Genomic DNA, 21,842 nt, shown 5'->3' on the forward strand with positions numbered 1-21,842 from the left:
TCAGGGTCGCGATCCCGAGCAGAAGGGTCGCGATCGGCCGCCGGATAAAGGGTGACGAGACGCTCACGGCCTCGTCGCGCCGGCGGGTGCCGGGCCGGCTGGCGCCGGGCCGGAGCCTGGCGCGGGACGCTCGCGTCCTTCGCGGGAGCGCCGCGGCCGCCCCTCGGGGCCCGGCTCCGGCCGGGCATCCCCCGAGGTCGAGGATGTCGGGATGTCGCCGTCCCGGGCCCGCCGCGGCCGCGGTGTCGCGGTTCCGCCCTCGCCCGGCCGCCCGGAACCTGCCCCCGAGGGGGCAGGGGTCGACTCGGCCACGGCGACCTGATCGCCATCGGTCAGGCGGGCGAAGCCGGTGGTGATCACGGCTTCGGGCGGCACGAGGCCGCTGGTGATGACCGAAATCGTCTCCGTCTGCCGCCCCACCGCGACGGGCTTCAGTTTCGCCCGGTCGCCCTCGAGGCCGTAGACGAAGGCGCCGGACGGGCCCCGCTGCACCGCCCCGGTCGGGACGACCACGGCGGAGCGGATCACCCCCACGGTGAGCCGGACGTTGACGAAGGCGCCCGGCCAGAGCTGCAGTTCGGCGTTCGGGAAGGTTGCCTTGGCCCGTACCGTGCCGGTCTGCTGGTCGACCGCGTTGTCCACCACCTCGAGCCGGCCGCGATCCAGGAGGGAGTGGTTGTCGGCCTCCAGGGCCTCCACGGCGACCTCGCCCGCTGCGGCGGCGGCCGCCACCGCCCGCAGGTTCTGCTGCGGCAGGCTGAACAGCACGGTCATCGGCCGGAGCTGCGTGATCACGACCAGCCCAGTCGTCTCGCCCGATCTGACGAGGTTGCCCTGGTCGATCAACCGGAGGCCGAGTCGGCCGTCGATCGGAGCCCGGATGGTGGTGTAGTCGAGATAGGCCCTGGTGTTGTCGATGGCGCCCTGGTCGGCCTTCACCTGCGCCTCGAGCTGGGCCACCGCGGCCCGCTGGGTGTCGGCCTGCTGCCGCGATCCGGCATTGGTGGCCGCCAGGCTGACATAGCGCTGGAGGTCGAGCCGGGCATTGGCCAGATTGGCCTCGTCCTGGGCCTTTTTGGCGACCGCCTGATCGTAATTGGCCTGGTATACGGTCGGGTCGATGCGGGCGATCACGTCGCCACGGCGCACGTCCTGGCCCTCCCGGAAGGTGAGTTCCACCAGCCGCCCGTCCACCTGCGGCCGCACCGTCACGGTGTTCAGGGCCTGGGCCGTGCCGACCGCCTCCAGCGTCACCGGCACGTCCTCCACGCGCGAGGGGGCGGTGAGCACCGAGACCGGCCCCTCGTTGCCGCCCCGGCGGCCCCCGCCGCCCCGGCGGGAGGGGCGACCGCCGGCGCTGGAGGCGCCAGGCTCGGGGGCGGGCGGTGTCGCCTCGCGCCACACGAACATCCCTGCGCCGAGGGCCAGCACGGCCAGAAGCAGGGCGCGGCCGGGCCGCTTCATGGCGCCGTCCCGGGCTGCGGAATGCGGCCGAGCGGAACGGCGCGGTCCTGCGTCCAGCCGCCGCCCAGCGCCTGAAACAGGGACACCACGGCCTGCACGCGCAGGAGCCGGGCCTGGACCAGCGCATCCTGAGCGTTGAACAGGGTGGTCTGCACCGTGAACAGGGTGACCACGTCGATGGTGCCCTGCGTGAGCTGGTTTTCCACGATGGTGAGGGCGCGGCGGGAAGCCGCCACCGCCTCGCGCTGGCGCCGCTCGAACTCGGTGTTCTGCCGCACGGCGATCAGCGCGTTCTCGACATCGGACAGCCCCTGCACGATGGCCCGGCGGTAGAGGGCCGCGAACTCGGCGGCGCGGCCCCGCTGGAGGTCGAGCTGCCCCTGGAGGGCGTAGCCGTCGAAGAGGGGCTGCGTCAGCCCGGCCGCGACCGAATACACAAAGGCGTTCGGGCCGAAGAGGCTGCGCAGTGCTGCGCTCTGCACGCCGCCCGAGCCCGTGAGCTGGATGGACGGGAAGAAGGCGGCCCGGGCCGAGGCGATCGACAACTCGGTGGCCGCGAGGTTGCTCTCGGCGGCCGCGATGTCCGGACGGCGCAGCAGGAGCTCGGATGGCAGGCCGGGCCGGACGGGCGGCACGCGCAGCCGGTCGAGGCTGCCGCCCCGAACCATGACGCTTTGCGGCGTACGGCCGAGCAGGACGGCGAGGACGTTCCGGGTCTGCCCGACCTGCTGCACCAGCGGCGGGATGCGGGCGCGCTGGGTGGCCACCACGCTCTCCTGCTGGGCAGTGTCCAGCGCGGTGCCGGTGCCGACGCGGAGGCGGCCCTGCACGGCCTCCAGAACCCGGTTGGCGATGCGGAGGTTCTCCTCGCCGAGCCGCAGGCGATCCTGGGCGGACAGGAGGGCGAAATAGGTGTTGGCAACCGAGGCCACGGTGGCGAGCGCGACCGTGTCGCGGTCGAACCGGGCGGCTCGGGCGGTTTCGTCCGCCGCGCCCGCCGCGAAGCGGTTGCGGCCGAACAGGTCGAGCTCATAGGAGGCGGTCAGGCCGAGGCCGAAGCGGTTTGCCGCGACCGCACCACCGCCGCCCGGCCGGCCGGCGCTGGAGCCCTGCGCCCGCGACACGTCGCCTGTTCCGCCCAGCGTCGGGAACAGGGCCGAGCCGGCGATCACGGCCTGGGCCTCGGCCTCGCCGATCCGGGCCACCGCCGCCTCGATGTCGAGGTTCTCGGCCAGGGCGGCCGCCACGAGGCCGTTCAGCTCGGGCGAGCCGAAGCCCGTGACCCAGTCCTGGCGCAGCGGCGCCGACGGGCCGCTCGGCCCCGCCCGGTAGGCGGTCGGGATCGGCACGGCGCTGTTCGGCGCCACCGTTTCGCAGCCGCTGAGCGCGAGCGCGAGCATCAGGACGGCGAGGCCGGACAGGAAGGATCGGGGGTTGGATGAGCGCATAGGTGTGTCGGGCCACAAGCATGGACGGCGTCCATCGGGCCGAACCTTTCTCCGCTCTTTGGGGTCCATGATCTTAGAAACCGACCCGGTTCGTGAGAAGTGTACAGGCGGTCACATGGAGAAGATTTAATCTCCGGTCAGGAGATGCTCGGCCGTGCCGCCGCCCTGCCGCCGGACAGGCCGCGCCGCAGCAGCCGGGTCAGCGGCCGCTCGACCCAGCGGTGCACCAGGAGGGACAGCGCCACCGTGGCCGCGACCGCCAGCACGGCGAAGCTCGCCGGACCGGGGGCAAGGCCGGCCGCGTCGAGCCCGCGTCCGCCTGCCCGGATCACGAAGGGGTGCAGCAGGTAGATGGCGTAGGACGCGTCCCCGACAGCGCCGCCCCAGCGGGCCAGAAGGCCGTCGCCGCGCCCCGATGCGAGGCCGCAGGCCGCCACCAGCGCGGCGGCCGGAAGGGCGAACAGCACAGCCTGGGGCAGGCCCGTCCGGGTCACGGCGTCGCCGCCCAGCGCGGCCAGCCACAGGAGGCCGGCGGCGCCGAGCCCGAGGCGCGCCCAGGTCGGGAGAACAAGCCCCCTGGCCCGCAGAAGCCCGAGGCCCATCCCGAGCGCGAATTCGACCAGGATCGGATCGGTCCAGAAGCCAAAGGGCTGGGGCAGGGGGCCGAGCAGGAGGCCGGCCGCGATCAGGCCCGCGAGGGCGGCCGCCACGGCCGCCACCGCCTGGCCGCGGCGGAGGCCGAGCGCGAGCGCGAACAGCCCATAGAAGAACATCTCGTAATTCAGGGTCCAGCCGAGCGAATAGACCGGCTGCACGAGCCCATCCGGCCGGCTGAAGGGAATGAACAGGAGCGAGGCCGCGACGGCGCCGGGCCCGGGTGGAGCGGATTGCACCAGCCCGGGGCGGGCCAGCAGCACCAGCAGAAACAGGGTCGTCGTCAGCCAGTACAGCGGCACGATGCGGGCCACGCGGCGGGCCAGGAAGTCACGGGCCGCACCCGGCTGCCCGAACAGGCGGCCCGAGGCGTAGACCATGACGAAGCCCGAGATGACGAAGAACACGTCGACGCCCGCTTCCCAGGGAAACAGGCGGGTTCCGGCCGCACCGAGGCCGGCCCTCAGCTTCGCCTCGTGCTCGATGTGGATGGCGGCCACTGCGAGCGCGGCCGCAGCCCGCAACACCTGAACGGCGATCAGCTTGGAGGTGGATTCCTCCCCGTGCAGCCTCACGGGCGGGCCGGTTTCAGGTGAGGCGGCCGCTGAGCGCGGCCTCCACCTCGGCGCGGTGTGGCACGGGCGCGACGGCGCCCTGGCCGAGCGTCTTCAGGGCGGCGGCCACGTTGCCATAAGCGGCGGCCCGGAACGGGTCGCCATGGGCCAGCCACTCGGCCAGAAAGGCGCCCCCGAAACAATCGCCGGCCCCGCTCGCATCCACCGCCTCGACACGGTGCGGGGGCACCAGGCGGCGTTCGGATGCGGTGGCGACCAGCACGCCGTCCTTGCCCAGGGTCATCGCGACCAGCCGGCAGCCGAGACCGAGATAGAAATCGACGATCTCGTCCGGCGCCTCGAGCCCGGTGAGCTTGCGGGCGTCGTCGAGCCCCGGCCGGGCGAGGTCGGCGCCCGCGATGGCGGCGTGGATCACGGCCCGGGCACGGTCGAGCGGCCACAGCGCGAGCCGCAGGTTGGTGTCGTAGCTGACGAGACGTCCATGCGCCCGGGCGTGCCGGATGGCCGCGAAGACGGAATCCGCGGCGCTGGCCGAGATGGCTTGGCTGATCCCCGAGACATGCAGGCAGCGCGCCGCCGCGATCCGGTCCAGCGGCAGGTCCGCCGGCCCGACCAGGCTCGCGGCCGAGCCGTCCCGCACGTAGCTGAAGCGGTGGCCATCGGGCCCGTAGGTGATGAAGTAGATCCCGGTGCGGCTGCCGGGCCTGGTCACGACGCAGCTCCGGTCCACGCCCTCACGGTCCCAGAGGTCGAGAAAGGCTTGGCCAAAGGCGTCGTCGCCCAGATGGGTGAAATACCCGACCCGGGCTCCCTGGCGGGCGGCCGCGACCGCCACGTTCGACGTGTCCCCGCCGAAGCCAGGCAGGAACAGGCGCTCGCCGTTCCGCTCCGTCTCGGCGAATTCGCCAAGGGGCTCGCCGATGGCCAGGATGTCGAGTTCGGGCATCTCCGGTTCAGCCGGGCGGCAGCGCCGGCGGCAGGTCGTCGCCGATCGCCAAGACCTTGCCGGGATTGAGGATGTTGCCCGGATCGAGGGCCGCCTTAAGCCGGTGCATCAGGTCCAGCGCAACCGGGTCTTTGTAGAGCAGCAGCTCGTCGCGCTTGATCAGCCCGACGCCGTGCTCGGCCGAGATCGACCCGCCCATGGCGTGCACGATGTCGTGGACGATGCGGTTGAACACCTGCCAGCGGGCCAGGAAGGCCCCCTTCTCCATGCCGACCGGCTGCGACAGGTTGAAGTGGATGTTGCCGTCCCCGAAATGTCCAAAGGCGAGGGGCCGGATGCCCGGCATGGCGGCCTCGCAAGCGGCGCTCGCCTCCCGGATGAACGCGGCGACCTGCGAAACCGGCACGGACACGTCGTGCTTGATTGAGCCGCCCTCGAACTTCTGGGTGTCCGACAGCCGCTCGCGCAGGTTCCAGAGCGCGGCGCGCTGGGCCTCGGAGCCCGTGATGGTGGCGTCTTCCACCAGCCCGTCCTCGAGGGCGGTCCCGAGCACCGCCTCGAACAGGTCGTCGAGCTTGGCGTCCTGGCGCGGCGAGGACAGCTCCACCAGCGCGTAGGCGGCGTGGTCGCCGGCCAGCGGCCGCACGGCCCCGGGCGCGTGCCGCAAGACGATGTCGATGCCGAACTGCGGGATGTATTCGAAGGCGACCAGCGTTGCCCCGGCCTCCTCGCGCAGCCGCGTGAACAGCGCCAGCGCCTGCTCCGGACCGGGGAGGCCGACAAAGGCGGTGGCCCGCGATTTCGGCGCGGGAAAGAGCTTCAGCACCGCCGCCGTGATGATGCCGAGCGTTCCCTCCGAACCGACAAAGAGGTCCCGCAGGGCATAACCGGTGTTGTCCTTGCGCAGCCCCTGAAGGCCGTTCCAGACCCGGCCGTCGGCCAGCACCACTTCGAGGCCGAGCACCAGTTCGCGGGCATTGCCGTAGCGCAGCACGGCCGTGCCGCCCGCATTGGTGGCGAGGTTGCCGCCGATGCGGCAGGAGCCCTCGGACGGAAGCGACAGCGGGAACAGGAGCCCGGCCGCCGCGGCCGCCTGCTGCACGTCGAGGAGAACGCAGCCGGCCTCCACCGTGAGCGTCGCGTTGACCGGGTCCACGGCCCGGACGCGGTTCAGCCGGGCGAGCGACAGCACGATCCCGCCATAGGGCACGCCGCCGCCGACAAGGCCGGTATTGCCGCCCTGGGCCACCACCGGAACCGCGGCTCGGGCAGCGGCCCGGACCACGGCCGCGACCTCCTCCGTCGAGCCCGGGCGGGCGACCGCCAGGGCTCGGCCCTGGAACAGGCCCCGCTCCTCGCGGATGTGGAGCGCGAGGTCGTCCTCGCCCGTCCGCACGTGGGCCTCGCCCAGGATGGCGCGCAATTCGGCGAGCAGCGCCTCCTGGCCAGGATGCGCGAGGGGGATCGATGCCGTCATGCCCGAGACATGCCGCGCCGAGGGGCGCGGGGCAATGGGCAGGGCGGCTGACTCCGGGCCCGGATGCCATTATGCAGCGGCCACCGGCCGCACGGGCCGGAGGCGAGGACCAGATGACGATCCAACGCATCGAGAGCGGGACACGGATGAGCAAGGCCGTTGTCCATGGCGACACCGTCTATCTGGCGGGCCAGGTCTCCGGCAACGCGGTGGGCGGCAGCGTCGCCGAGCAGACGCGCGACATCCTGGCCATCATTGACGGCTATCTGAAGCAGGCCGGCACGGACAAGACGAAGCTCCTCTCGGCCACGATCTGGCTCACCGACATCAGCACCTTCAGCGAAATGAACGGCGTGTGGGACGCCTGGGTCGCGCCGGGCTGCGCGCCGGCCCGCGCCACCGTCGAGGCGAAGCTCGCCGCGCCGGGGCTGAAGGTCGAGATCGCGGTGATCGCGGCCCGCTAGCGGCCGCGGGGCGGCGAGCCGCCCTGGACCCCGAAAGCCGCCGGCCGCAGAATCGCGCCGGGCGTGCGGCTCGCCTGAGTCGCCGCCCTGGCTCGCGGGACGGGTGAAGGTGGACGATCCGCCGCGCAAGATCATCCATGTGGACATGGACGCGTTCTACGCGTCCGTGGAGCAGCGCGACGACCCCTCGCTGAGGGGCCTGCCGGTCGCGGTCGGCGGCTCGCGCGAACGCGGCGTCGTGGCGGCGGCCAGCTACGAGGCGCGGCGCTTCGGCATCAGGTCCGCCATGCCGTCCGTGACGGCGCGGCGGCGCTGCCCCGACCTCGTCTTCGTCAAGCCCCGCTTCGAGGTCTACAAGGCCGTGTCGGCCGAGATCCGGGCGGTCTTCACCAGCTACACCGATCTCGTCGAACCGCTGTCGCTGGACGAGGCCTATCTGGACGTCACCGCGAACCGTACCGGCCTGCCCTCCGCGACGCACATCGCCCAGGAGATCCGGGCGCGCATCCGCGAGATCTGCGGGCTCACCGCCTCGGCCGGGGTGTCCTACAACAAGTTCCTCGCCAAGCTCGCGTCCGACCACCGCAAGCCGGATGGGCTGTTCGTGATCACGCCCGCGATGGGGCCGGCCTTTGTGGAGGACCTCGCGGTCGGCCGCTTTCACGGCATCGGGCCGGCGACCTCGGCCAAGATGAACCGGCTCGGCATCTTCACCGGGCGCGACCTGCGCGACAGGAGCCTCGCCGAGCTGCAGGGGCATTTCGGCAAGGCCGGGCCATTCTACCACTCGATTGCACGCGGCATCGACCAGCGCCCGGTGCGGCCCGAGCGGGTTCGCAAGTCGATCGGCGCAGAGACCACCTTTGCGGCGGACCTGACCGAGATCGGCCCCATGGGCGAGGCCCTCGCGCCGCTCGCCGACAAGGTGTGGCGGGCCAGCGAGGCCACCGGCCTGCGCGGCCGCACCGTGACCCTCAAGGTCAAATACGCGGATTTCACGCTCGTCACGCGGGCCCGCTCGGCTCCCGACGCCGTTCGGGACCGGGCCGCGCTGGAGCGGATCAGCCTCGATCTCCTGGCCGGGCTGTTCCCGCTCGTCCGGCCCGTGCGGCTCCTGGGCGTCACCCTGTCCGGCCTGGAAGAGGCGGCCGCGGAGCCGCGCCGGCAGATGGAGCTCGGCCTCTAGTTTCGGAACCGGCTCGTCCGCCGCCGCTTGCCCCCGTGCAGCTTCGGAGAGGCCAGATGAGCGACCCGCGCACCATTCCCGGCGGACCCTACGACCCGCAGCCCCAGCCCGCGGCGCCACCGCAGCCGAGCCCGGTGCCGCCCGGCCACGCGCCGCTGGAGGTGCCGGCCGCCCCCTCCATCGAGCCGCTGGGCATCCCGGCCTCCGATCCGGACAGGTCGCCGGATCCGGGTCCGTCCATCACCCCGGGCCCGTCCGGGCCGAGCGGCCCGGTCGCCTGACGGCCGTCGCCCGTCGGTCCATCAGGGAACGCATGGGCGGCGCGGCGCGGCCGAGCTGAAACCGGCCCAAGAGGGTCGGGTTGAGGTGGCGGCGAGCCGCTGGGCGGCACCCTCCCGGGCCGGCGCCCCGCCTCACGCCGGGGATCGCCGCCGCACGGGAACGCTTGGCCAATGCCTCATGTCGCGCTGCTCGGAGATTCGATCTTCGATAACCGGAGCTATGTGGGGGCGGGCCCCGACGTGATCGCCCAGCTTCGGCAGGCCCTGGGGGCCGGCTGGGCCGCGACACTCCTGGCCCGCGACGGCGACCGGATCGGGGGTGTGCCGCAGCAGCTCCGGCGGCTGCCGGCGGATGTGACCCACCTCGTGGTGAGCGTCGGCGGCAACGACGCGCTCGGCTATTCGGGCGTGCTCAATCTCGGCACCCCGACCATCGCCGAAGCCCTGCTGCGCCTCGCCTCGGTCAGCGCCGAATTCGAGGACAGCTACGCCGCCATGCTGGATGGGCTGTCGGCGACGGGGCTGCGGCTCGCGGTGTGCACGATCTACGATCCGGCCTATCCGGACGCGGTCCGTCAGCGGGCGGCCGCAACAGCCCTGAAGGTGCTGAACGACCCCATCCTCCGCCTCGCGGCCGAGCGCGGGCTGCCCGTGATCGAGCTCCGGCTCGTGTGCCGCTCTCCCGAGGATTACGCCAACCCGATCGAGCCCTCGGTGCAGGGCGGCCGGCGCATCGCGGCCGCGATCGCGGGTCTGTTGCGGCACCACGCCTTTGAGACGGGCCGCAGCACGATCTACCTCTAGGAACCGGGCGCCGGCTCGGCCTCTCCGGCCAGCAGCCCGCGCCGGATCAGGCAGGACCAGGCCTCTTCGGCATCGTCGGCGAAGTCGAACAGGCCCAGATCCTCCTCCTCGATCATGCCCTCCTCGACGAGCGCCTCGAAATTGACCACCCGCCGCCAATAGCCCGGGTCGAACAGCACGATGGGCACCTTGGCGGCCTTCTCCGTCTGGCGCAGCGTCAGCACCTCGAACAGCTCGTCGAAGGTGCCGAAGCCGCCCGGAAAGACCACCAGGGCTGCCGCCCGCATGGCCAGGTGCATCTTGCGCATCGCGAAGTAGTGGAACTGAAACGTCAGATCCGGGGTCGTGAACGCGTTCGGCACCTGTTCGAGCGGCAGACGGATGTTGAAGCCGATGGTGGGGGCGCCAACGTCATAGGCGCCCCGGTTGGCGGCCTCCATGATGCCGGGCCCGCCGCCGGTCGCCACCACGTTGCGGCGAAGGCCTTCGACCGGCCGCAGGGCGCCACCCCTCTCGGACGCGATGCGTCCGAAGCGGCGCGCTTCCTCGTACCAGCGCGCCGAGGTCGCGCCGCGCCGCGGCCGCGCGCCCTCGGGCATCGTGGCCGTGGTGGCGGCCGGATCCGAACTGCCGCCTTGCAGCACCCGGGCGCTGCCGAACACGACGATGGTGGAGGCGACCCCCCAGGAGCGCAGCCGCTCCTCGGCCTTGGCGTATTCCAGGAGGAAGCGGACGCCCCGCATGGAATCGCCGAGCAGGAACTCCTCGTCCTGCGCGGCGAGCCGGTAGGCCGAGTGCTGGTCGTTCGGGGGATCGTGTCCGGGCATCGGCTCGGTCACACCCGGATTCCGCGTGCTGGAACCCTCCATGCTGGGTGCGGGCCCGGCTCTGTCAGGCGGTCGCCATGCGGTCGGGCAGTTGCAGCTTGTCCTCGCGCAGGGCGCGCTTGGTCCGCCGAAGCTGCTTCTCGACCTTGCTGAGAGCGGCCCTGAAGGCGACCGGAACCTCCTTGCCGGTCGCCTCCGCCACCATGGTGTTCAGGGCGCCCATCTGCATCGTCACGGAGCACCGGTACGAGATGCCTTCGCGGGCCACATGGACGCCCGCCATGGTGAGGTCGCCGAGATACTTGGCTGCGACAGCGCGGATCTGAGTGCGGGCGCTGTCCCGAAACGCTTCGCCCAGATCCACATGGGCGCTGCCGACGGTGATGTTCTGGTCGCTCATGGAGCCTCGTTGCTGAATGCCGTCCGCGAACTAATCCCAGGGCTCACGCGTCCCCGGAGCGGGCGTTGTGACTGCGCTTAAGATTGGGCGTGTTGGTCGGTTCCTTGCCGAGCGCCGTGTCGGTGTAGCTCACCTGCGGCGCCTGCACGCCTCCCTGGTGCGAGGTCCGGTGCTCCGGAATCTGGGTTGCAGGCGTCGCCTGCTGCTTCATCTCGAGCGCCTTTTCGGCATTGCGCTGAAGCTCGGTCTTGCCGTGGCTGTCGCCACCCTGGTCGCTGCTGGACATGCGGTGCTCCTCAGCCATGGCCCCGGTTCTGATGCTGGTTGTCGACGCCCTTGTTGGCCTGGCCCTGGCCCTGCTTCTTGGGCGCGCCGCCGGCTCCGTCGCCGCCGCCGTTGTTGCGGCTCTTGCCGTCATGCCGCTCGTCCGTGCCGCTGCGGTCGCGGGAGGTTTCCTGGCCCTGATGGCCCTGCTGCGACGTGGGAGGGTGGGCTCCCTCGTGGACCGGCATGTGCCCCTTCTGCTTCTCGCTGCGGTTGTTGTGATCACGGGTCGTCATGGTTGAGGTCCCTCCTGTCATCGGCGCGCAGCCCTCAGGGGCGCAACCGATGCTGGTGTCTCTGGCTTCGCACCCCCGCGCTTCGGGCGAATATCGGGTGCTCGCCCAGGCTGGAGCGCCCGCTTGTTGCTCGTCCGAGCTCTCTCCTGCCGGACGTTAAAGCTCTCGGCGGGGAGCCGTTCGGGTGCTGGCCCCGACGGTGCGCCAGCGAACACAGGATTTCGGCCGCATGTCGGGCGGGAACGCCTCGGCGTGGGTTCGGTTGTTTCGGCCACGAATGGAGTCGGCGGTGGCAGACAACAGGCATCAGGACGGGACATCATCCGGGCCAGACAGCCAGGGCGACGCCGCAAAGGGCCGGCCTCAGGCCGACCTTGCCGCGGCCCGTGCGCCGGGGGAACGGCGTCCCGGCGAGGACCTGAAAGCCCGTCAGGAGCAATTGCTCGACGAGGCTGTCGAGGAGACCTTCCCGGCGAGCGACCCGATCTCGCCGAAGCGCATCACCAAGTAGCCGGCTGAGGGCTGAGCCGGTGGGCTGGCCTGCTAAGGGGGCGTGATGAGGTCGCAGACGCTGGAGTTTTTGGCCGCGCTTGCCAATTCGCCATCCCCGAGCGGCTTCGAGCAGCCCGCCGCGTCGGTCTACCGCCGCTACACCGAAGCGTTCGCGCATCGGGTCACAACCGACATCACGGGCAACGTGATCGCGTCCCTGAACCCCGACGCGGGCTGCCGAATCATGCTGGCCGGGCATATCGACGAGATCGGCTTCGTGGTTCACCACATCGGGGAAGGCGGCCTTCTCCATTTCAGCCCGATCGGTGGGCATGACGACGTCACCCCGGTGGGCCAGCGCGTCTGGGTGCACGGGCGCGAGCGGCTGCCCGGTGTGGTCGGCAGCAAGGCCTTCCACCTCCTCGACCCGGACGAGAAGACGAAGCGGCCCGAGATCAAGAGCCTCTGGATCGACATCGGCGCGAGCTCGCGCGAGGAGGCCGAGGCCGTGGTCCGGCTCGGCGACCCCGTCACGTTCCAGCAGGAGTTCCACCACCTCATGGGCGACCGGGCGAGTGCGCGCGGCTTCGACAACACGGCCGGCGCCGTCATCATTGCAGAGGCTGTGCGGCTTCTTGTGGAGGAGGGCGGGCTACATCCGGAGGTCGGGGTGCACGCGGTCGCGACCGTCCAGGAGGAGATCGGCTCCCGCGGCGCGCAGGTCGCCTGCTACGCGATCGACCCTGTGACGGCGCTGGCGATCGACATGGATCACGCGACCGACCTGCCCCGGCTCAACCCGACCCAGGACGGAGATTTGCGGGTCGGCGCGGGCCCGACGATCTCGCGCGGGGCCAACATCAACCCGGAGGTTTATCGCCTGCTCACCGCCGCGGCCGATGAGGAGGGCATCCCGTATCAGGTGAAGGTGTATCCGAAGATGACGCCGACCGACGCGGGCGTGATGCAGATCAGCCGCGCGGGGGTCGCGACCGGGCTCGTCGGTCTGCCGCTTCGCTACATGCACACCCCGTCCGAAACGCTGAGCCTCACGGATCTCGAACGTGGCGCGCGGCTCGTCGCCGCCTATTGCCGACGCATCAGGCCGGAGACCGATTTCAGGCCGGGCCTGTCCCAGATGTGAGCGGCGCTCGGGGGCGGCTCTGCGCTAGCGCAGATCGTCCAGCACGGAAGCCAGCGCGCCGAGCGAGGACGCGCCGAGGCTCCGGGCCCGCGCTGGTGACCAGCCCCATTCGGTCAGCGGGGAGTCGGCCAGGTCCTTGAAGGGCTGTTCGAGCGTGACGGACAAGCAGCCGAACCGTTCGGCCACCCAGTTATTGCCGATCTGGAGATCGCCCTTCCCGGGCTCCTCGGGCGGGTAGCCGTGCTCACGCTGGAAATCCGGGTTGCGGCGTTCCAGGGCCACTTCGAACCGTTCTCTCAATGCGATGAGCCGCGGTGTCATGGACGGCACGGCGTCGGCGCTTACGACGAAATTGTAGGGCAGGGTCTCGTCGCCGTGCGCGTCGAGGAAGAAGTCGACGCCGGTCTGCTCCATGCGGGCCCGAAGGGCGTGGATCTCCGGGCTTCGGGCCGGGCTCGGGTCCTGCCATTCTCGGTTGAGATCGAGGCCCGCCGCGTTGGTGCGGAGCCGGCCGGAGAAACTCCCGTCCGGGTTGACGTTCGGCACCACGTAGAAGGTGGCCTCCTGCCGCAGCCGGTGAGCGACGGGGTCTTCCGGCGCGAGCAGGCGCTCCAGCAGCCCTTCCACGAACCAGCGCGACATCGGTTCGCCCGGATGCTGGCCGCCGGTGATCCAGCAGGTCCGCCCTCTATCGGGCCCGCTGCCGATGCAGAGCACGTCGATCGGGCGGCCCTCCACGGATTCCGCCAGGGGCTCGATCCGGACGCCCGGCCGTCGCTGGCACCAGGACAGGAGCCGTGCGTCCCGCCCCAGCGTGTAGGGCGCGAAATGCGCGAAGAAGACGAGCGGGTGCCGGGGCTTCAGCTCGAAGGAGAGGCTTTCGCCGTCGAACCGCGTCGGCACGCGAAACCAGGTCCGGCGGTCATAGGATGCGACGGCCCGGTAGCCGCGCCAGCCGTCGCTCGTCCTGCTGCGGCCGGCATTGACGATGCTGAAGCGGTGCAGCTCGTCGTCCTGCGCCAGGCAGCGGAAGTGGAACCAGTGCAGGAACTCGGTCCCGGGATCCGGCCGGATGGCCAGCTCGGCGGTTCGCAGCGCGGCCGAGACCAGCTCGATATTGCCGCTGTCGAGCTTGCCGCTGACCTGCACCTCAGATCACGCCGGCGACGAGGCCGAGATCGAGTGCTTCCCGGGCGGTGAGATAGCAGTTCTCCGTCGCGCGCCGGTAGAGATCGTCGGCGGACAGCTTGCTGCCCGCCGCGATCTCCTCGAAGCCCTGACGCTCGATCTGCTCGGCTGTCTCCAGCTGCGCCAGCATCTCGCGGACGATCTGCAAATTCGCCTTGATGGGCCCGTTGAGATCCAGCGTCTTCTGCAGGCGCCGCTCGTGGATCAGCAGCACCGTGTCCGCCGTGAGGTAGCGGTGCGTGTTCGGCACGGCGCCCATGATGGTGGCGCCGGCCGACATCACGACCGTCTTGCCGAGAAAGAAGACCTCGCGCTTAGCCAGGGTACGGAGCAGGCGGATCTCGAGCGCGATCCGGCGGCCGCCTTCCGCGTCGCCACCTTCGGTCGTCAACTCGAAGACGAGAGGCTGGTCGCCGTTCCGCACCGCCTCGATCTGCTTCAGCGTCTCCTTCACGGCCGCGTCATCGATCGGGCCGTACAGGCTGACATTGGGTGACCGCGGCGGACCGGCTGTGCCCGCCGCCGCGCCAGCCGATCCCTGAGAGGGAAGGCCGTCGGTCATGGCGCCTCTCCGGCACTGCCGAACGACCAGCCGCGTTCCGCGCGGTGCCGCCTCCAGGCCTGTTGGAAGGCCCGCGTGCCCTCGCAGCAGTCGCAGGGCCGCTCCGAACTGAGCGGGTCGAGCTCGGTCGCCACACAGGCGGCCGTGGTGATGTCGGAAAACGGCCCATGCCAGGCGCTCACGACGTCCCGGCCGGCCGGTGCTTGGAGCCGCCTGAAGAGGTTGCAGTCGGACGTATGCAGAATGACGTGCCGGTCCCGCAGGAGCTCGAGCGCCCAGTAAGTGGTCACGATTCCCTCTTGTTTGCCTGACGCGTTATCAATCGCGACAGCCGAGTCCTGTTTCCGTGCGGGGCGGAACCTTCGCGGGCGCGGTGGCATTCTGTCCGCAACGAAACAAATTCTGCCTCCGAGGCACCACCCAGCGTGCCGGGAGTTGAGGCCGGCAATGGAGGATCTGCGATGGCGAATGCCAGCAAGCATCACATGGGGCCTGGCTCCCACGGCAAAGGGTCGGGAGCCGGGGCGATGACGGAGCTGCCGGAGGGGGTGCTCGAGGAGAACATGGTTCTCAGCAACCGGGACAAGTCACGCCACAGCGACGAGCGCGGCCTCGACAGCCGTGACGTCCAGACCGAGCAGTATCACGACCATGCCGGCAACCGCCGGAACTTCGGCCCGGAGCTCGGCGGCACCGCCGGCAATTCGAGCGGCCTGACGATGCCGATGTCGAACGGCTCGGCCGACGACAGCTCGCGCGACCAGGAGGTCTGACGGGCGGCCCGGGACGCCGCGCCGAGGCTCGACGGCCCCGCCGAGCGCGGCCGCCTCACGCCGGCGCTCCGGGCCGACGACGACACGCCGGGACCGCCAGCAGGAGGATTGGATGAGGGGCAGGGAGGGTCTCCACTGATGGAGCGACGCAACGATCTGCCGCCGACACAGACCATCCGGCCCATCGACCCGCCGCCGCAGGCGGAGGCGCCGACCACGGCCCAGCTCAAGGGGGACATCGACAGCGGCCGCACGGGCGACAAAACCGAGGTCTTCGACCCCGGCCTCGCGCCCCTTGGCACGGACGACGAAGCGGCCGGCACGCCGGCGGGGCCCGAGCGCATCCGGCTGGCACGCCGGCTGGAGGGCGTGCAGCGCTGGGCGGCGGGTGCCCGGCGGGCCGGCTACGCCCATCGCGACAGCGCCAACGCAGGCACCGCCTATGTGGCCGGCTCGGTGCTGATCGGCGTGGTGATCGTCGTTGGCATCCTGCTCACGCGGTCCTGAGGCGGCGGCCCGCTACACCCGCGACCAGGCCAGGCATCCGGCGGCAAGCGGAGACGTGCTGACCAGCAGGGCGCCGTTCGCGTAGAGCGGACCGAGCCTGCCTCCCGCCAGGTCGACGGCGAGCACGTCGCCCTTCGGGCTTGCCCAGACGACCCGACCCTCGGCCGCCGCCACGGCGGCGAAAGCCTGGGCGGCGTCGGTGCCCGACCGGAACACCACGATGGCGGTATCCACTCCCGGGGGCGGCAGAAGGGCCACGGGCCCGGCAATCAGCACCGTCGCGGCGAGCGCAGCCGGAGCGCCCCGCAGCCTCGGCCCGCCGGGTTCGTCCGGCCCGTCCGCCCGCCGCATCAGCCACCAGCCGGCCGCGAGGCTCGGCACCGCGAAGACAACGAGCCAGCCGATGTCCCAGACGAGCGGGTTCGGCACGTCGACGCGGATCCGGTGAATGCCCGCCAGCCAGTGGAACCCGGCGACATCCACCACCTGCCAGATGCCGAAGCCGAGCAGCGCCGAGGCGACGAGGCGCAGGTCGGCCGCCTGGCCGGTGATCCTGCCGCGGGCCCGCCAGAGGAGCCACAGGCCCAGGATCGCGATCCCGTACATGAGGACGTGGAACAGGCCGTCGGCCAGAATCTGCACCCGGATGTCCCGAAGCGCGTCGCCTTCGACGAGGCTGAGCAGGTGGTGCCATTGCAGCACCTGGTGCAGGAGAATGCCGTCGATGAAGCCGCCCAGGGCGAAGCCCAGGATGCCGGCGGCGAGGTTCGGATTGCCGCCACGTGTGGCCTCAACACCAGCGCTGGACATGCCTGACCTCCTCCCGTGCTAGCCGCCCCTCCGCAGGGACCACCGAACCGACCAGGGGGGCATGCGGTCGGGGCCGCCGCCGCCTTCCAGCCAGATGGGCTCGAAACCGGGCTCGGCCGGCACCGGCTCCCCGGCGGCGCCCGATCCCAGATGGGCGGCCAGCCGGAGCCGCGCTCCGCCGCGCAGTTGCCACTCGGCATGGAGGCCGCCCTGGCCGGTGAGCTCATAGCTGCCGCCGGAGCTGCGCTCGTCGAGGAGGGGCACGACTTTGTCCCGGCGCACCCGGAGGATCGCCCTGTACCAATCGAGCCACTCGCGATGCGGGGCGCGCTCCAGGGCCGACCAGTCGAGTTTCGCGGACAGGAAGGTCTCTGGCTGGGTCGGATCCGGGATCCGGTCGCGGGCCGCCGGGTCCTGGAACTCCGGGAACCGGGCGAACTCCGCGCGTCTGCCCTCCCGGACGGCGTTGGCGAGTTCCGGGCCGAAATCGCAGAAGAAGGGGAACGGCTGCGCCGCCGCCCATTCCTCGCCCATGAACAGCATCGGGATCTGCGGCGCGAGAAGATAAATTGAGGCGACCGCCCGGACCGCGTCTCGGGGCGTCGTCGCCGTGATGCGGTCCCCGATCGCCCGGTTGCCGATCTGATCGTGGTTCTGGAGGAAGGACACAAACGCGGAGGGCGGCAGGTGGCCGCTCGGCTCGCCCCGCGGCTCGCCCCGGTAGGTCATCATTTCGCCCTGGAAGGCGAAACCCTCGGCGATGCTCCGGCCGAGCTTCTCCCGGTCGCCCGCATACTCGATGTAGTAGCCCGCCTGCTCGCCCGTCGCTGCCGTGTGCAGGACATGGTGCATGTCGTCATTCCACTGCGCCGTGAAGGCGCGTGGCGCTCCGTCCGGCCCGCGCTCCAGCCGTCGGGCCTCGTTCTCCTCGTTCTCGAGGATCAGGTGGACATGCCGGTGCGGCGCGGCGGCCCGGGCTCTGGCACTCAGCGCGTCCAGAAGGTGCGGCCGGGACGCATCCTTGATGGCGTGCACGGCGTCGAGCCGCAGGCCGTCCAGGTGGAACTCGCGAATCCAGTATTCGGCGTTCTGAAGCACGAATTCGCGCACTGCGTCGCTGCCCTGGTCGTCGTAATTGATGGCCGCGCCCCAGGGCGTCTTGTGCTTGTCGGTAAAGATCGGCGCGTAGACAGGGAGGTAGTTCCCGTCCGGACCGAAGTGATTGTAGACCACGTCGAGAAAGACCATCAGGCCGCGGGTATGGGCGGCGTCGACCAGCGCCTTGAGGTCCTCCGGCCTGCCGTAGGCGCTGTCGGGCGCATAGAGGAGCGTGCCGTCGTAGCCCCAGTTCCGCGCGCCCGGGAAATCCGCGATGGGCATCAGCTCGATGGCGGTCACGCCGAGGGCGGCCAGGTGGTCCAGCCGCTCGGCGGCGGCCCGGAAGGTGCCCTCCCGTGTGAAGGCTCCGACATGGAGTTCGTAGATCACCGCTTCCGTCCAGGGGCGGCCGGCCCAGCCGGAATCGGTCCAGGCAAAGGCGCCGGGCTCGGTGACCTCACTTGGGCCGTGCACATCCTCCGGCTGGTAACGGGAGGCCGGATCGGGCACCCGCAGGCCGTCCGGCAGCACGAAGCGGTAGCGCGTGCCCGGACCGGCGTCCGCCACGAGAGCCCGGTGCCAGCCGCCGCTTTCCGCCGTCATGGGCAGGAGTTCCGCGCGGCCGGCCAGTTCGAGCTGAACCGCGTCGCATTTCGGCGCCCAGAGGCGGAACAGGACACCTGCATCGGTGATCTGCGGCCCGAAAGCCGGCCGTTCGGCGACGGACGCGGCACGGCCGCCGCCGCTCTCGTCTCGCGCTGCCCGTGGGTCGGCGACGAGTGTCATGGCCTGTCAGCCCCTGCGCTCGCGGTCCTCAGATCCGGCAGCACTTTGGCCCCGAACGTCTCCACAAACGCGCTCTGGTTCCGGCCGATCTGGTGCAGTTGCAGTTCCTCGAAGCCGAGCTCGATGAATTCGGTGAGCCAGGCCGTATGCCGGCCGGGATCGGACGAGATCAAGACCGACTCGTGCATGTCCTCCGGCCGGACGAACCGGGTCGCGGTGTCGTAATCCTCGGGCGAGCGCATCTCCCAGTTCACGTCGCCGGCGAGGGCGTTGTAGCGCCATTGCTGGAAAGCGCCCTGCAGCGCCTCCGCCTCGCTTGGCGCCCAGTTGAGCGCCACCTGCAGCACCATCGGCTTGCCCTCGCCGCCGCCGCTCCGGAACGCCGCGACCACCTTGCGGAGCTGTTCAGGCTTCGCCGCGACCGTCAGCAACCCGTCCGCCCAGCCTCCGACGAACCGCGCCGTCGCTTCGGTCACGGCGGCCCCGAGGAGACGGGGCGCCCGCTCGGGCCGCGAGTAGAGGCGCGCGTCGACCACCGTCACGCGGCCGCGATGCGTCACCGTCTCGCCCGCGAAGAGCGCCCGCACGATGTCGGCGCATTCGCGCAGAACGGCATTGCGCTCCGCTTTCTCGGGCCAGGGCAGCCCGGTGATGTCCTCGTTCAGGCGCTGCCCGCTGCCGAGGGCCCACCAGAGCCGCTGCGGGTACATCTCCGCGAGCGTGGTGGCGGCCTGGGCCAGAACAGCCGGATGGTACCGGTAGCCCAGCGCCGAGATCACGCCGAACGGCAGCGAGGTGGCCTGAAGCGCCGACCCGAGCCAGGCCCAGGCGAAGCCCGAATGGCCCTGATCGGGTCCCCAGGGCTTGAAGTGGTCTGAGGACATGGCGCAGCCGAAGCCGGCCGCCTCGGCCTCCCGTACGAGCCGCAATAGCTCGGACGGGGCAAATTGCTCGTGCGATGCGTGATAACCGATCTGGACCATGGACTGGTCGAACCGTGAAGGCGGGCGCCTGTTCCTGCGTCGTCCGAAGCAGGACGCATGCCCGCCCGGGCGGGCCCGCGGGGGAGCCGGGCGGGCCGCGGCCCGGCCTTGACGCACCGAGCGGCCGTTTCCTATGCGACATCGCCGGGTCAGGCTCACAGCCTCGGCACCGCGCTCGCGAGCCGGTCGCCGGGCTGCGATCTCTCCGCGGATCCCTTGTGGTCGGCCTCCGTGCCGGCCTGTTGCGCCGGCGGGCGCCCCCGGCCGGGAGAAAGCATGGCCTCGTCCCTCAGCGTGTCGCGCACCGGTCGTCTGCCGCGGCACCCGCAACGGGTCAGGGTCGCGCCGCGGCCCGCCCCCCTCCCGATCTCGGCCGCTCAGGGCCGCCGAAGCCCCGGGCGGAGCTGAGTGTCGGTGCCCACCGCAGAGGGACGCGAAGCCGAGCCCCCCCGGAGCACGGACATCCGGTTCGAGAACGTGCACGTGACGCTCGGCGAGCGGGCGATCCTGCGCGGGGTCGATTGCCGGCTGGCGGAGCGGCGGGTCGCCGTGCTGGGCGCAAACGGGTCGGGCAAGAGCACGCTGGTGCGCCTGATCAACGGCCTCGCCATGCCAACGGCCGGGCGGGTGGTGGTCGGCGGTCTCGACACCCGGACCGACCTCGCGGCGATCCGGCGCCGGGTCGGCCACGTGTTCCAGAACCCGGACAGCCAGATCGTGCTGCCGATCGTGGAGGAGGATCTTGCCTTCGGGCTCCGCAATCTCGGCTACTCGCAGCGCGAGGCGCGAAGCCGGGCCCGGCTCGCCCTGGACAGCTATGGGCTCGGCGGCTTGGCTGAGGCGCCGGCGCATACGCTGAGCGGCGGCGAAAAGCAGCTCGTCGCGCTGCTCGGCGTGCTGGTGATGCGGCCCGACCTCATCGTTTTCGACGAGCCGACCACGCTGCTCGACCTGCGCAACCGCAACCGGATCGCGGCCGAGATCCGCGACCTCGCCCAATCGGCCGTGGTGGCGACGCACGACCTTGACCTCATCCGGGACTTCGACCGGGCCCTGGTGCTGGACCATGGCCGCATCGTGGTCGACGACGCGCCGGGTCCGGCCGTCGCCTGGTATCGGGCGAACCTGTCGTGACCGTCGGGCCGGGCCTCGCACGCGCCCGGGCCGCTGCCCGAGCCTGCCCGGCGCTCGCCAAGATCGGCGCCCTCACGGCAGCCGGCGCCCTCCTGTTCCTGGTCGGCTCCCCGGCAGTTCTGACCGGGGCGCTGGCGGGCGCCTGGGCGGCCTCGCTGCTCCTACTCGGGCGCCGCGCGTCGCTGTCGGTCTGGACGCTCGGCCTCGTATGGCCGCTCCTCGCGGTGGTCGGCTTCGCCGCGGCCTTCGAGGGCCCGGCGCAGGCGTTCGTCGTGTTCTGCCGCGTCGTGACGCTGGTCGTTCTCGCCCACCTCGTGACCGCGACCACGCAGGCCAGCGCCATGCAGGAGGCGCTGGTCACGGCCCTGCGGCCGCTGGAGCGGCTTCACCTCCTGTCGGCCGAGAAGGCAGGGCTTGCGCTCGCCGTGACGTTGCGGTCCTTGCCGCGCATCAAGGCCGCGATGGGCGAGATTCGCGACGCACACGCGGCCCGGGGGCTTCGGCCCGCACCCTCGACCCTCTTGATCCCGCTGATCGTGCGGGTCCTCCGCCAGTCGGAGGAGACCGCCGACGCCATCGATGCGCGCTCCTGGTCAGGAGCGGCACGGAGACATTCTGATGACCACGCGTGACCTCGTTCTGGCCGCCACCTTCGCTGCGCTGATCGTGGCGCTCGGCGCGGTGCCGGCCGTGCCCCTCGCCTTTATCCCGGTTCCGATCACGCTGCAGTCGCTCGGCGTGATGCTGGCCGGCGCCGTCCTGGGACCGTGGCGCGGCGCGCTCGCGCCCGCGCTCGTCGTGCTGCTGGTCATCATCGGCCTGCCGGTTCTGGCCGGAGGACGGGGCGGCCTCGTGGTGCTGACCGGCCCGACGGCGGGCTACCTGCTCGGCTGGATTCCAGGGGCCTTCGTGACCGGCCTGCTGGCCCAGCGGGCCGCGGCCCGGACCGGATGGCTGCCCTTCGCGGAGCGGCTGGCCGGCTGCATCCTGGGCGGAATCGTCGTGGTCCACCTTCTGGGCATTGTCTGGCTCGCCTCCGTGACCGGCCTGCCGATCGGCAAGGCGGCCTGGGGCTCGCTCGCCTTTCTGCCCGGCGACCTCTTGAAGGCCGGGCTGGCGGCCTGGGTCGCGACCTCGCTCGGCCGCGTCCGCGTGCTCGCGCCGCGGTAACTCGCGTCAGCACCCGTGCGGGGGAGGGGGGCGAAGTTCCGCCCCCCTCCGTCGTTTAAAGGCCGTCTCGGGCGGTCCCGAGCTCGTTGTTGCATTGCAGCACAGCTCT

The 21,842-nt window shown here is 71.4% G+C and carries 26 protein-coding genes; 11 read left to right on the forward strand and 15 right to left on the reverse strand.

From position 1 onward, the window contains the following. Window positions 1-63: 63 nt before the first annotated feature. The 5 genes from JWR86_RS08555 to JWR86_RS08575 all read right to left on the reverse strand — a co-directional run bounded on the left by JWR86_RS08555 (window position 64) and on the right by JWR86_RS08575 (window position 6,564). Window positions 64-1,464 (reverse strand): efflux RND transporter periplasmic adaptor subunit, encoded by a 1,401-nt coding sequence (locus JWR86_RS08555; RefSeq protein ID WP_299563627.1) that lies wholly within the window; start codon window positions 1,462-1,464, stop codon window positions 64-66. After that, window positions 1,461-2,912, reverse strand: a complete 1,452-nt coding sequence (locus tag JWR86_RS08560) for an efflux transporter outer membrane subunit (protein ID WP_299563630.1) — start codon at window positions 2,910-2,912, stop codon at window positions 1,461-1,463. The genes JWR86_RS08555 and JWR86_RS08560 overlap by 4 nt, the downstream gene beginning before the upstream one ends. A gap of 137 nt (window positions 2,913-3,049) precedes the next feature. Beyond that, window positions 3,050-4,141: an acyltransferase gene (locus JWR86_RS08565; RefSeq protein ID WP_299563633.1), complete on the reverse strand. Its 1,092-nt coding sequence runs from the start codon at window positions 4,139-4,141 to the stop codon at window positions 3,050-3,052. A gap of 13 nt (window positions 4,142-4,154) precedes the next feature. Continuing rightward, window positions 4,155-5,087, reverse strand: coding sequence for a sugar kinase (locus JWR86_RS08570; protein ID WP_299563636.1), 933 nt, complete (start codon window positions 5,085-5,087; stop codon window positions 4,155-4,157). A gap of 7 nt (window positions 5,088-5,094) precedes the next feature. Next, the gene (locus JWR86_RS08575; protein WP_299563639.1) at window positions 5,095-6,564 is read right to left on the reverse strand and encodes an FAD-binding oxidoreductase; all 1,470 of its coding nucleotides are present in this window, start codon (window positions 6,562-6,564) and stop codon (window positions 5,095-5,097) included. A 113-nt stretch (window positions 6,565-6,677) separates the two neighbouring features. Between JWR86_RS08575 and JWR86_RS08580 the strand changes: the two genes are divergently transcribed. From JWR86_RS08580 to JWR86_RS08595, 4 genes are all read left to right on the forward strand, one after another. Then, window positions 6,678-7,028 (forward strand): RidA family protein, encoded by a 351-nt coding sequence (locus tag JWR86_RS08580; protein WP_299563642.1) that lies wholly within the window; start codon window positions 6,678-6,680, stop codon window positions 7,026-7,028. A gap of 145 nt (window positions 7,029-7,173) precedes the next feature. Beyond that, entirely contained in the window at window positions 7,174-8,214 is a 1,041-nt protein-coding gene (dinB, locus tag JWR86_RS08585; protein WP_299563724.1) for a DNA polymerase IV, read from the forward strand. A gap of 56 nt (window positions 8,215-8,270) precedes the next feature. Further along, window positions 8,271-8,495 (forward strand): hypothetical protein, encoded by a 225-nt coding sequence (locus JWR86_RS08590; RefSeq protein ID WP_299563645.1) that lies wholly within the window; start codon window positions 8,271-8,273, stop codon window positions 8,493-8,495. Window positions 8,496-8,666: 171 nt separating this feature from the next. Then, window positions 8,667-9,299 carry an SGNH/GDSL hydrolase family protein gene (locus tag JWR86_RS08595; protein ID WP_299563648.1) on the forward strand — a complete coding sequence of 211 codons (633 nt, stop codon included), beginning with the start codon at window positions 8,667-8,669 and terminating at the stop codon, window positions 9,297-9,299. On the opposite strand, the gene JWR86_RS08600 is transcribed toward JWR86_RS08595, so the two are convergent. From JWR86_RS08600 to JWR86_RS08615, 4 genes are all read right to left on the reverse strand, one after another. Next, on the reverse strand, window positions 9,296-10,126 hold the full coding sequence (locus tag JWR86_RS08600) for a TIGR00730 family Rossman fold protein (protein ID WP_299563727.1): 831 nt from the start codon (window positions 10,124-10,126) through the stop codon (window positions 9,296-9,298). The genes JWR86_RS08595 and JWR86_RS08600 overlap by 4 nt on opposite strands. A 64-nt stretch (window positions 10,127-10,190) precedes the next feature. Continuing rightward, the gene (locus tag JWR86_RS08605; RefSeq protein ID WP_299563652.1) at window positions 10,191-10,526 is read right to left on the reverse strand and encodes an HPF/RaiA family ribosome-associated protein; all 336 of its coding nucleotides are present in this window, start codon (window positions 10,524-10,526) and stop codon (window positions 10,191-10,193) included. A gap of 43 nt (window positions 10,527-10,569) precedes the next feature. After that, on the reverse strand, window positions 10,570-10,812 hold the full coding sequence (locus tag JWR86_RS08610; RefSeq protein ID WP_299563655.1) for a hypothetical protein: 243 nt from the start codon (window positions 10,810-10,812) through the stop codon (window positions 10,570-10,572). Window positions 10,813-10,822: 10 nt separating this feature from the next. Then, window positions 10,823-11,086 carry a hypothetical protein gene (locus JWR86_RS08615; protein WP_299563658.1) on the reverse strand — a complete coding sequence of 88 codons (264 nt, stop codon included), beginning with the start codon at window positions 11,084-11,086 and terminating at the stop codon, window positions 10,823-10,825. Between the two features lie 184 nt (window positions 11,087-11,270). Between JWR86_RS08615 and JWR86_RS08620 the strand changes: the two genes are divergently transcribed. Both JWR86_RS08620 and JWR86_RS08625 read left to right on the forward strand, forming a co-directional pair. After that, on the forward strand, window positions 11,271-11,597 hold the full coding sequence (locus JWR86_RS08620) for a hypothetical protein (RefSeq protein WP_299563661.1): 327 nt from the start codon (window positions 11,271-11,273) through the stop codon (window positions 11,595-11,597). Window positions 11,598-11,642: 45 nt separating this feature from the next. After that, window positions 11,643-12,722, forward strand: a complete 1,080-nt coding sequence (locus tag JWR86_RS08625) for a M20/M25/M40 family metallo-hydrolase (protein WP_299563664.1) — start codon at window positions 11,643-11,645, stop codon at window positions 12,720-12,722. Between the two features lie 24 nt (window positions 12,723-12,746). Here the strand turns inward: JWR86_RS08625 and JWR86_RS08630 are convergent, their stop codons facing one another. From JWR86_RS08630 to JWR86_RS08640, 3 genes are read right to left on the reverse strand one after another with little or no spacing between them, the layout of a single operon-like run. Beyond that, the gene (locus tag JWR86_RS08630) at window positions 12,747-13,871 is read right to left on the reverse strand and encodes a M14-type cytosolic carboxypeptidase (RefSeq protein ID WP_299563667.1); all 1,125 of its coding nucleotides are present in this window, start codon (window positions 13,869-13,871) and stop codon (window positions 12,747-12,749) included. Window position 13,872: 1 nt separating this feature from the next. After that, a complete protein-coding gene (locus tag JWR86_RS08635; RefSeq protein ID WP_299563670.1) occupies window positions 13,873-14,472 on the reverse strand; it encodes an ATP-dependent Clp protease proteolytic subunit in 600 nt (199 codons plus the stop codon). Then, entirely contained in the window at window positions 14,469-14,762 is a 294-nt protein-coding gene (locus tag JWR86_RS08640) for a hypothetical protein (RefSeq protein ID WP_299563673.1), read from the reverse strand. The genes JWR86_RS08635 and JWR86_RS08640 overlap by 4 nt, the downstream gene beginning before the upstream one ends. Window positions 14,763-14,933: 171 nt before the next feature. On the opposite strand from JWR86_RS08640, the gene JWR86_RS08645 reads away from it, so the two are divergent. Both JWR86_RS08645 and JWR86_RS08650 read left to right on the forward strand, forming a co-directional pair. Then, window positions 14,934-15,245 (forward strand): hypothetical protein, encoded by a 312-nt coding sequence (locus JWR86_RS08645; protein WP_299563675.1) that lies wholly within the window; start codon window positions 14,934-14,936, stop codon window positions 15,243-15,245. A gap of 138 nt (window positions 15,246-15,383) precedes the next feature. Continuing rightward, entirely contained in the window at window positions 15,384-15,752 is a 369-nt protein-coding gene (locus JWR86_RS08650; protein WP_366914573.1) for a hypothetical protein, read from the forward strand. Between the two features lie 12 nt (window positions 15,753-15,764). Here the strand turns inward: JWR86_RS08650 and JWR86_RS08655 are convergent, their stop codons facing one another. Genes JWR86_RS08655 through JWR86_RS08665 form a run of 3 tightly spaced genes read right to left on the reverse strand, consistent with a single transcriptional unit; the run spans window position 15,765 to window position 19,429 of the window. After that, on the reverse strand, window positions 15,765-16,562 hold the full coding sequence (locus JWR86_RS08655) for a DUF2243 domain-containing protein (protein ID WP_299563678.1): 798 nt from the start codon (window positions 16,560-16,562) through the stop codon (window positions 15,765-15,767). Window positions 16,563-16,580: 18 nt separating this feature from the next. Then, the gene (gene treZ, locus JWR86_RS08660) at window positions 16,581-18,446 is read right to left on the reverse strand and encodes a malto-oligosyltrehalose trehalohydrolase (RefSeq protein ID WP_299563681.1); all 1,866 of its coding nucleotides are present in this window, start codon (window positions 18,444-18,446) and stop codon (window positions 16,581-16,583) included. Continuing rightward, window positions 18,443-19,429 carry a TIGR03885 family FMN-dependent LLM class oxidoreductase gene (locus JWR86_RS08665; RefSeq protein ID WP_299563684.1) on the reverse strand — a complete coding sequence of 329 codons (987 nt, stop codon included), beginning with the start codon at window positions 19,427-19,429 and terminating at the stop codon, window positions 18,443-18,445. The genes treZ and JWR86_RS08665 overlap by 4 nt, the downstream gene beginning before the upstream one ends. Before the next feature lie 414 nt (window positions 19,430-19,843). Between JWR86_RS08665 and JWR86_RS08670 the strand changes: the two genes are divergently transcribed. The 3 genes from JWR86_RS08670 to JWR86_RS08680 are packed head-to-tail and all read left to right on the forward strand — an operon-like array spanning window position 19,844 to window position 21,733. Further along, window positions 19,844-20,563 (forward strand): ABC transporter ATP-binding protein, encoded by a 720-nt coding sequence (locus JWR86_RS08670; RefSeq protein ID WP_299563687.1) that lies wholly within the window; start codon window positions 19,844-19,846, stop codon window positions 20,561-20,563. Further along, window positions 20,560-21,195, forward strand: a complete 636-nt coding sequence (locus JWR86_RS08675) for an energy-coupling factor transporter transmembrane component T (RefSeq protein ID WP_299563690.1) — start codon at window positions 20,560-20,562, stop codon at window positions 21,193-21,195. The genes JWR86_RS08670 and JWR86_RS08675 overlap by 4 nt, the downstream gene beginning before the upstream one ends. After that, entirely contained in the window at window positions 21,182-21,733 is a 552-nt protein-coding gene (locus tag JWR86_RS08680) for a biotin transporter BioY (RefSeq protein ID WP_299563693.1), read from the forward strand. Before JWR86_RS08675 ends, JWR86_RS08680 begins: the two co-directional genes overlap by 14 nt. The last annotated feature ends 109 nt before the right edge of the window (window positions 21,734-21,842 follow it).

The sequence above is a fragment of the Enterovirga sp. genome, assembly GCF_028290205.1.
GTDB lineage: Bacteria > Pseudomonadota > Alphaproteobacteria > Rhizobiales > Beijerinckiaceae > Enterovirga.

Excerpts from the sequence above, each read along its gene's own strand:
- JWR86_RS08555 (WP_299563627.1), bottom strand. The coding sequence starts at position 1,464 with ATGAAGCGGCCCGGCCGCGCCCTGCTTCTGGCCGTGCTGGCCCTCGGC.
- JWR86_RS08560 (WP_299563630.1), bottom strand. The coding sequence starts at position 2,912 with ATGCGCTCATCCAACCCCCGATCCTTCCTGTCCGGCCTCGCCGTCCTG.
- JWR86_RS08570 (WP_299563636.1), bottom strand. The coding sequence starts at position 5,087 with ATGCCCGAACTCGACATCCTGGCCATCGGCGAGCCCCTTGGCGAATTC.
- JWR86_RS08575 (WP_299563639.1), bottom strand. The coding sequence starts at position 6,564 with ATGACGGCATCGATCCCCCTCGCGCATCCTGGCCAGGAGGCGCTGCTC.
- JWR86_RS08580 (WP_299563642.1), top strand. The coding sequence starts at position 6,678 with ATGACGATCCAACGCATCGAGAGCGGGACACGGATGAGCAAGGCCGTT.
- dinB (WP_299563724.1), top strand. The coding sequence starts at position 7,174 with ATGGACGCGTTCTACGCGTCCGTGGAGCAGCGCGACGACCCCTCGCTG.
- JWR86_RS08590 (WP_299563645.1), top strand. The coding sequence starts at position 8,271 with ATGAGCGACCCGCGCACCATTCCCGGCGGACCCTACGACCCGCAGCCC.
- JWR86_RS08595 (WP_299563648.1), top strand. The coding sequence starts at position 8,667 with ATGCCTCATGTCGCGCTGCTCGGAGATTCGATCTTCGATAACCGGAGC.
- JWR86_RS08600 (WP_299563727.1), bottom strand. The coding sequence starts at position 10,126 with ATGCCCGGACACGATCCCCCGAACGACCAGCACTCGGCCTACCGGCTC.
- JWR86_RS08605 (WP_299563652.1), bottom strand. The coding sequence starts at position 10,526 with ATGAGCGACCAGAACATCACCGTCGGCAGCGCCCATGTGGATCTGGGC.
- JWR86_RS08610 (WP_299563655.1), bottom strand. The coding sequence starts at position 10,812 with ATGTCCAGCAGCGACCAGGGTGGCGACAGCCACGGCAAGACCGAGCTT.
- JWR86_RS08615 (WP_299563658.1), bottom strand. The coding sequence starts at position 11,086 with ATGACGACCCGTGATCACAACAACCGCAGCGAGAAGCAGAAGGGGCAC.
- JWR86_RS08625 (WP_299563664.1), top strand. The coding sequence starts at position 11,643 with ATGAGGTCGCAGACGCTGGAGTTTTTGGCCGCGCTTGCCAATTCGCCA.
- JWR86_RS08635 (WP_299563670.1), bottom strand. The coding sequence starts at position 14,472 with ATGACCGACGGCCTTCCCTCTCAGGGATCGGCTGGCGCGGCGGCGGGC.
- JWR86_RS08645 (WP_299563675.1), top strand. The coding sequence starts at position 14,934 with ATGGCGAATGCCAGCAAGCATCACATGGGGCCTGGCTCCCACGGCAAA.
- JWR86_RS08650 (WP_366914573.1), top strand. The coding sequence starts at position 15,384 with ATGGAGCGACGCAACGATCTGCCGCCGACACAGACCATCCGGCCCATC.
- JWR86_RS08655 (WP_299563678.1), bottom strand. The coding sequence starts at position 16,562 with ATGTCCAGCGCTGGTGTTGAGGCCACACGTGGCGGCAATCCGAACCTC.
- treZ (WP_299563681.1), bottom strand. The coding sequence starts at position 18,446 with ATGACACTCGTCGCCGACCCACGGGCAGCGCGAGACGAGAGCGGCGGC.
- JWR86_RS08665 (WP_299563684.1), bottom strand. The coding sequence starts at position 19,429 with ATGGTCCAGATCGGTTATCACGCATCGCACGAGCAATTTGCCCCGTCC.
- JWR86_RS08680 (WP_299563693.1), top strand. The coding sequence starts at position 21,182 with ATGACCACGCGTGACCTCGTTCTGGCCGCCACCTTCGCTGCGCTGATC.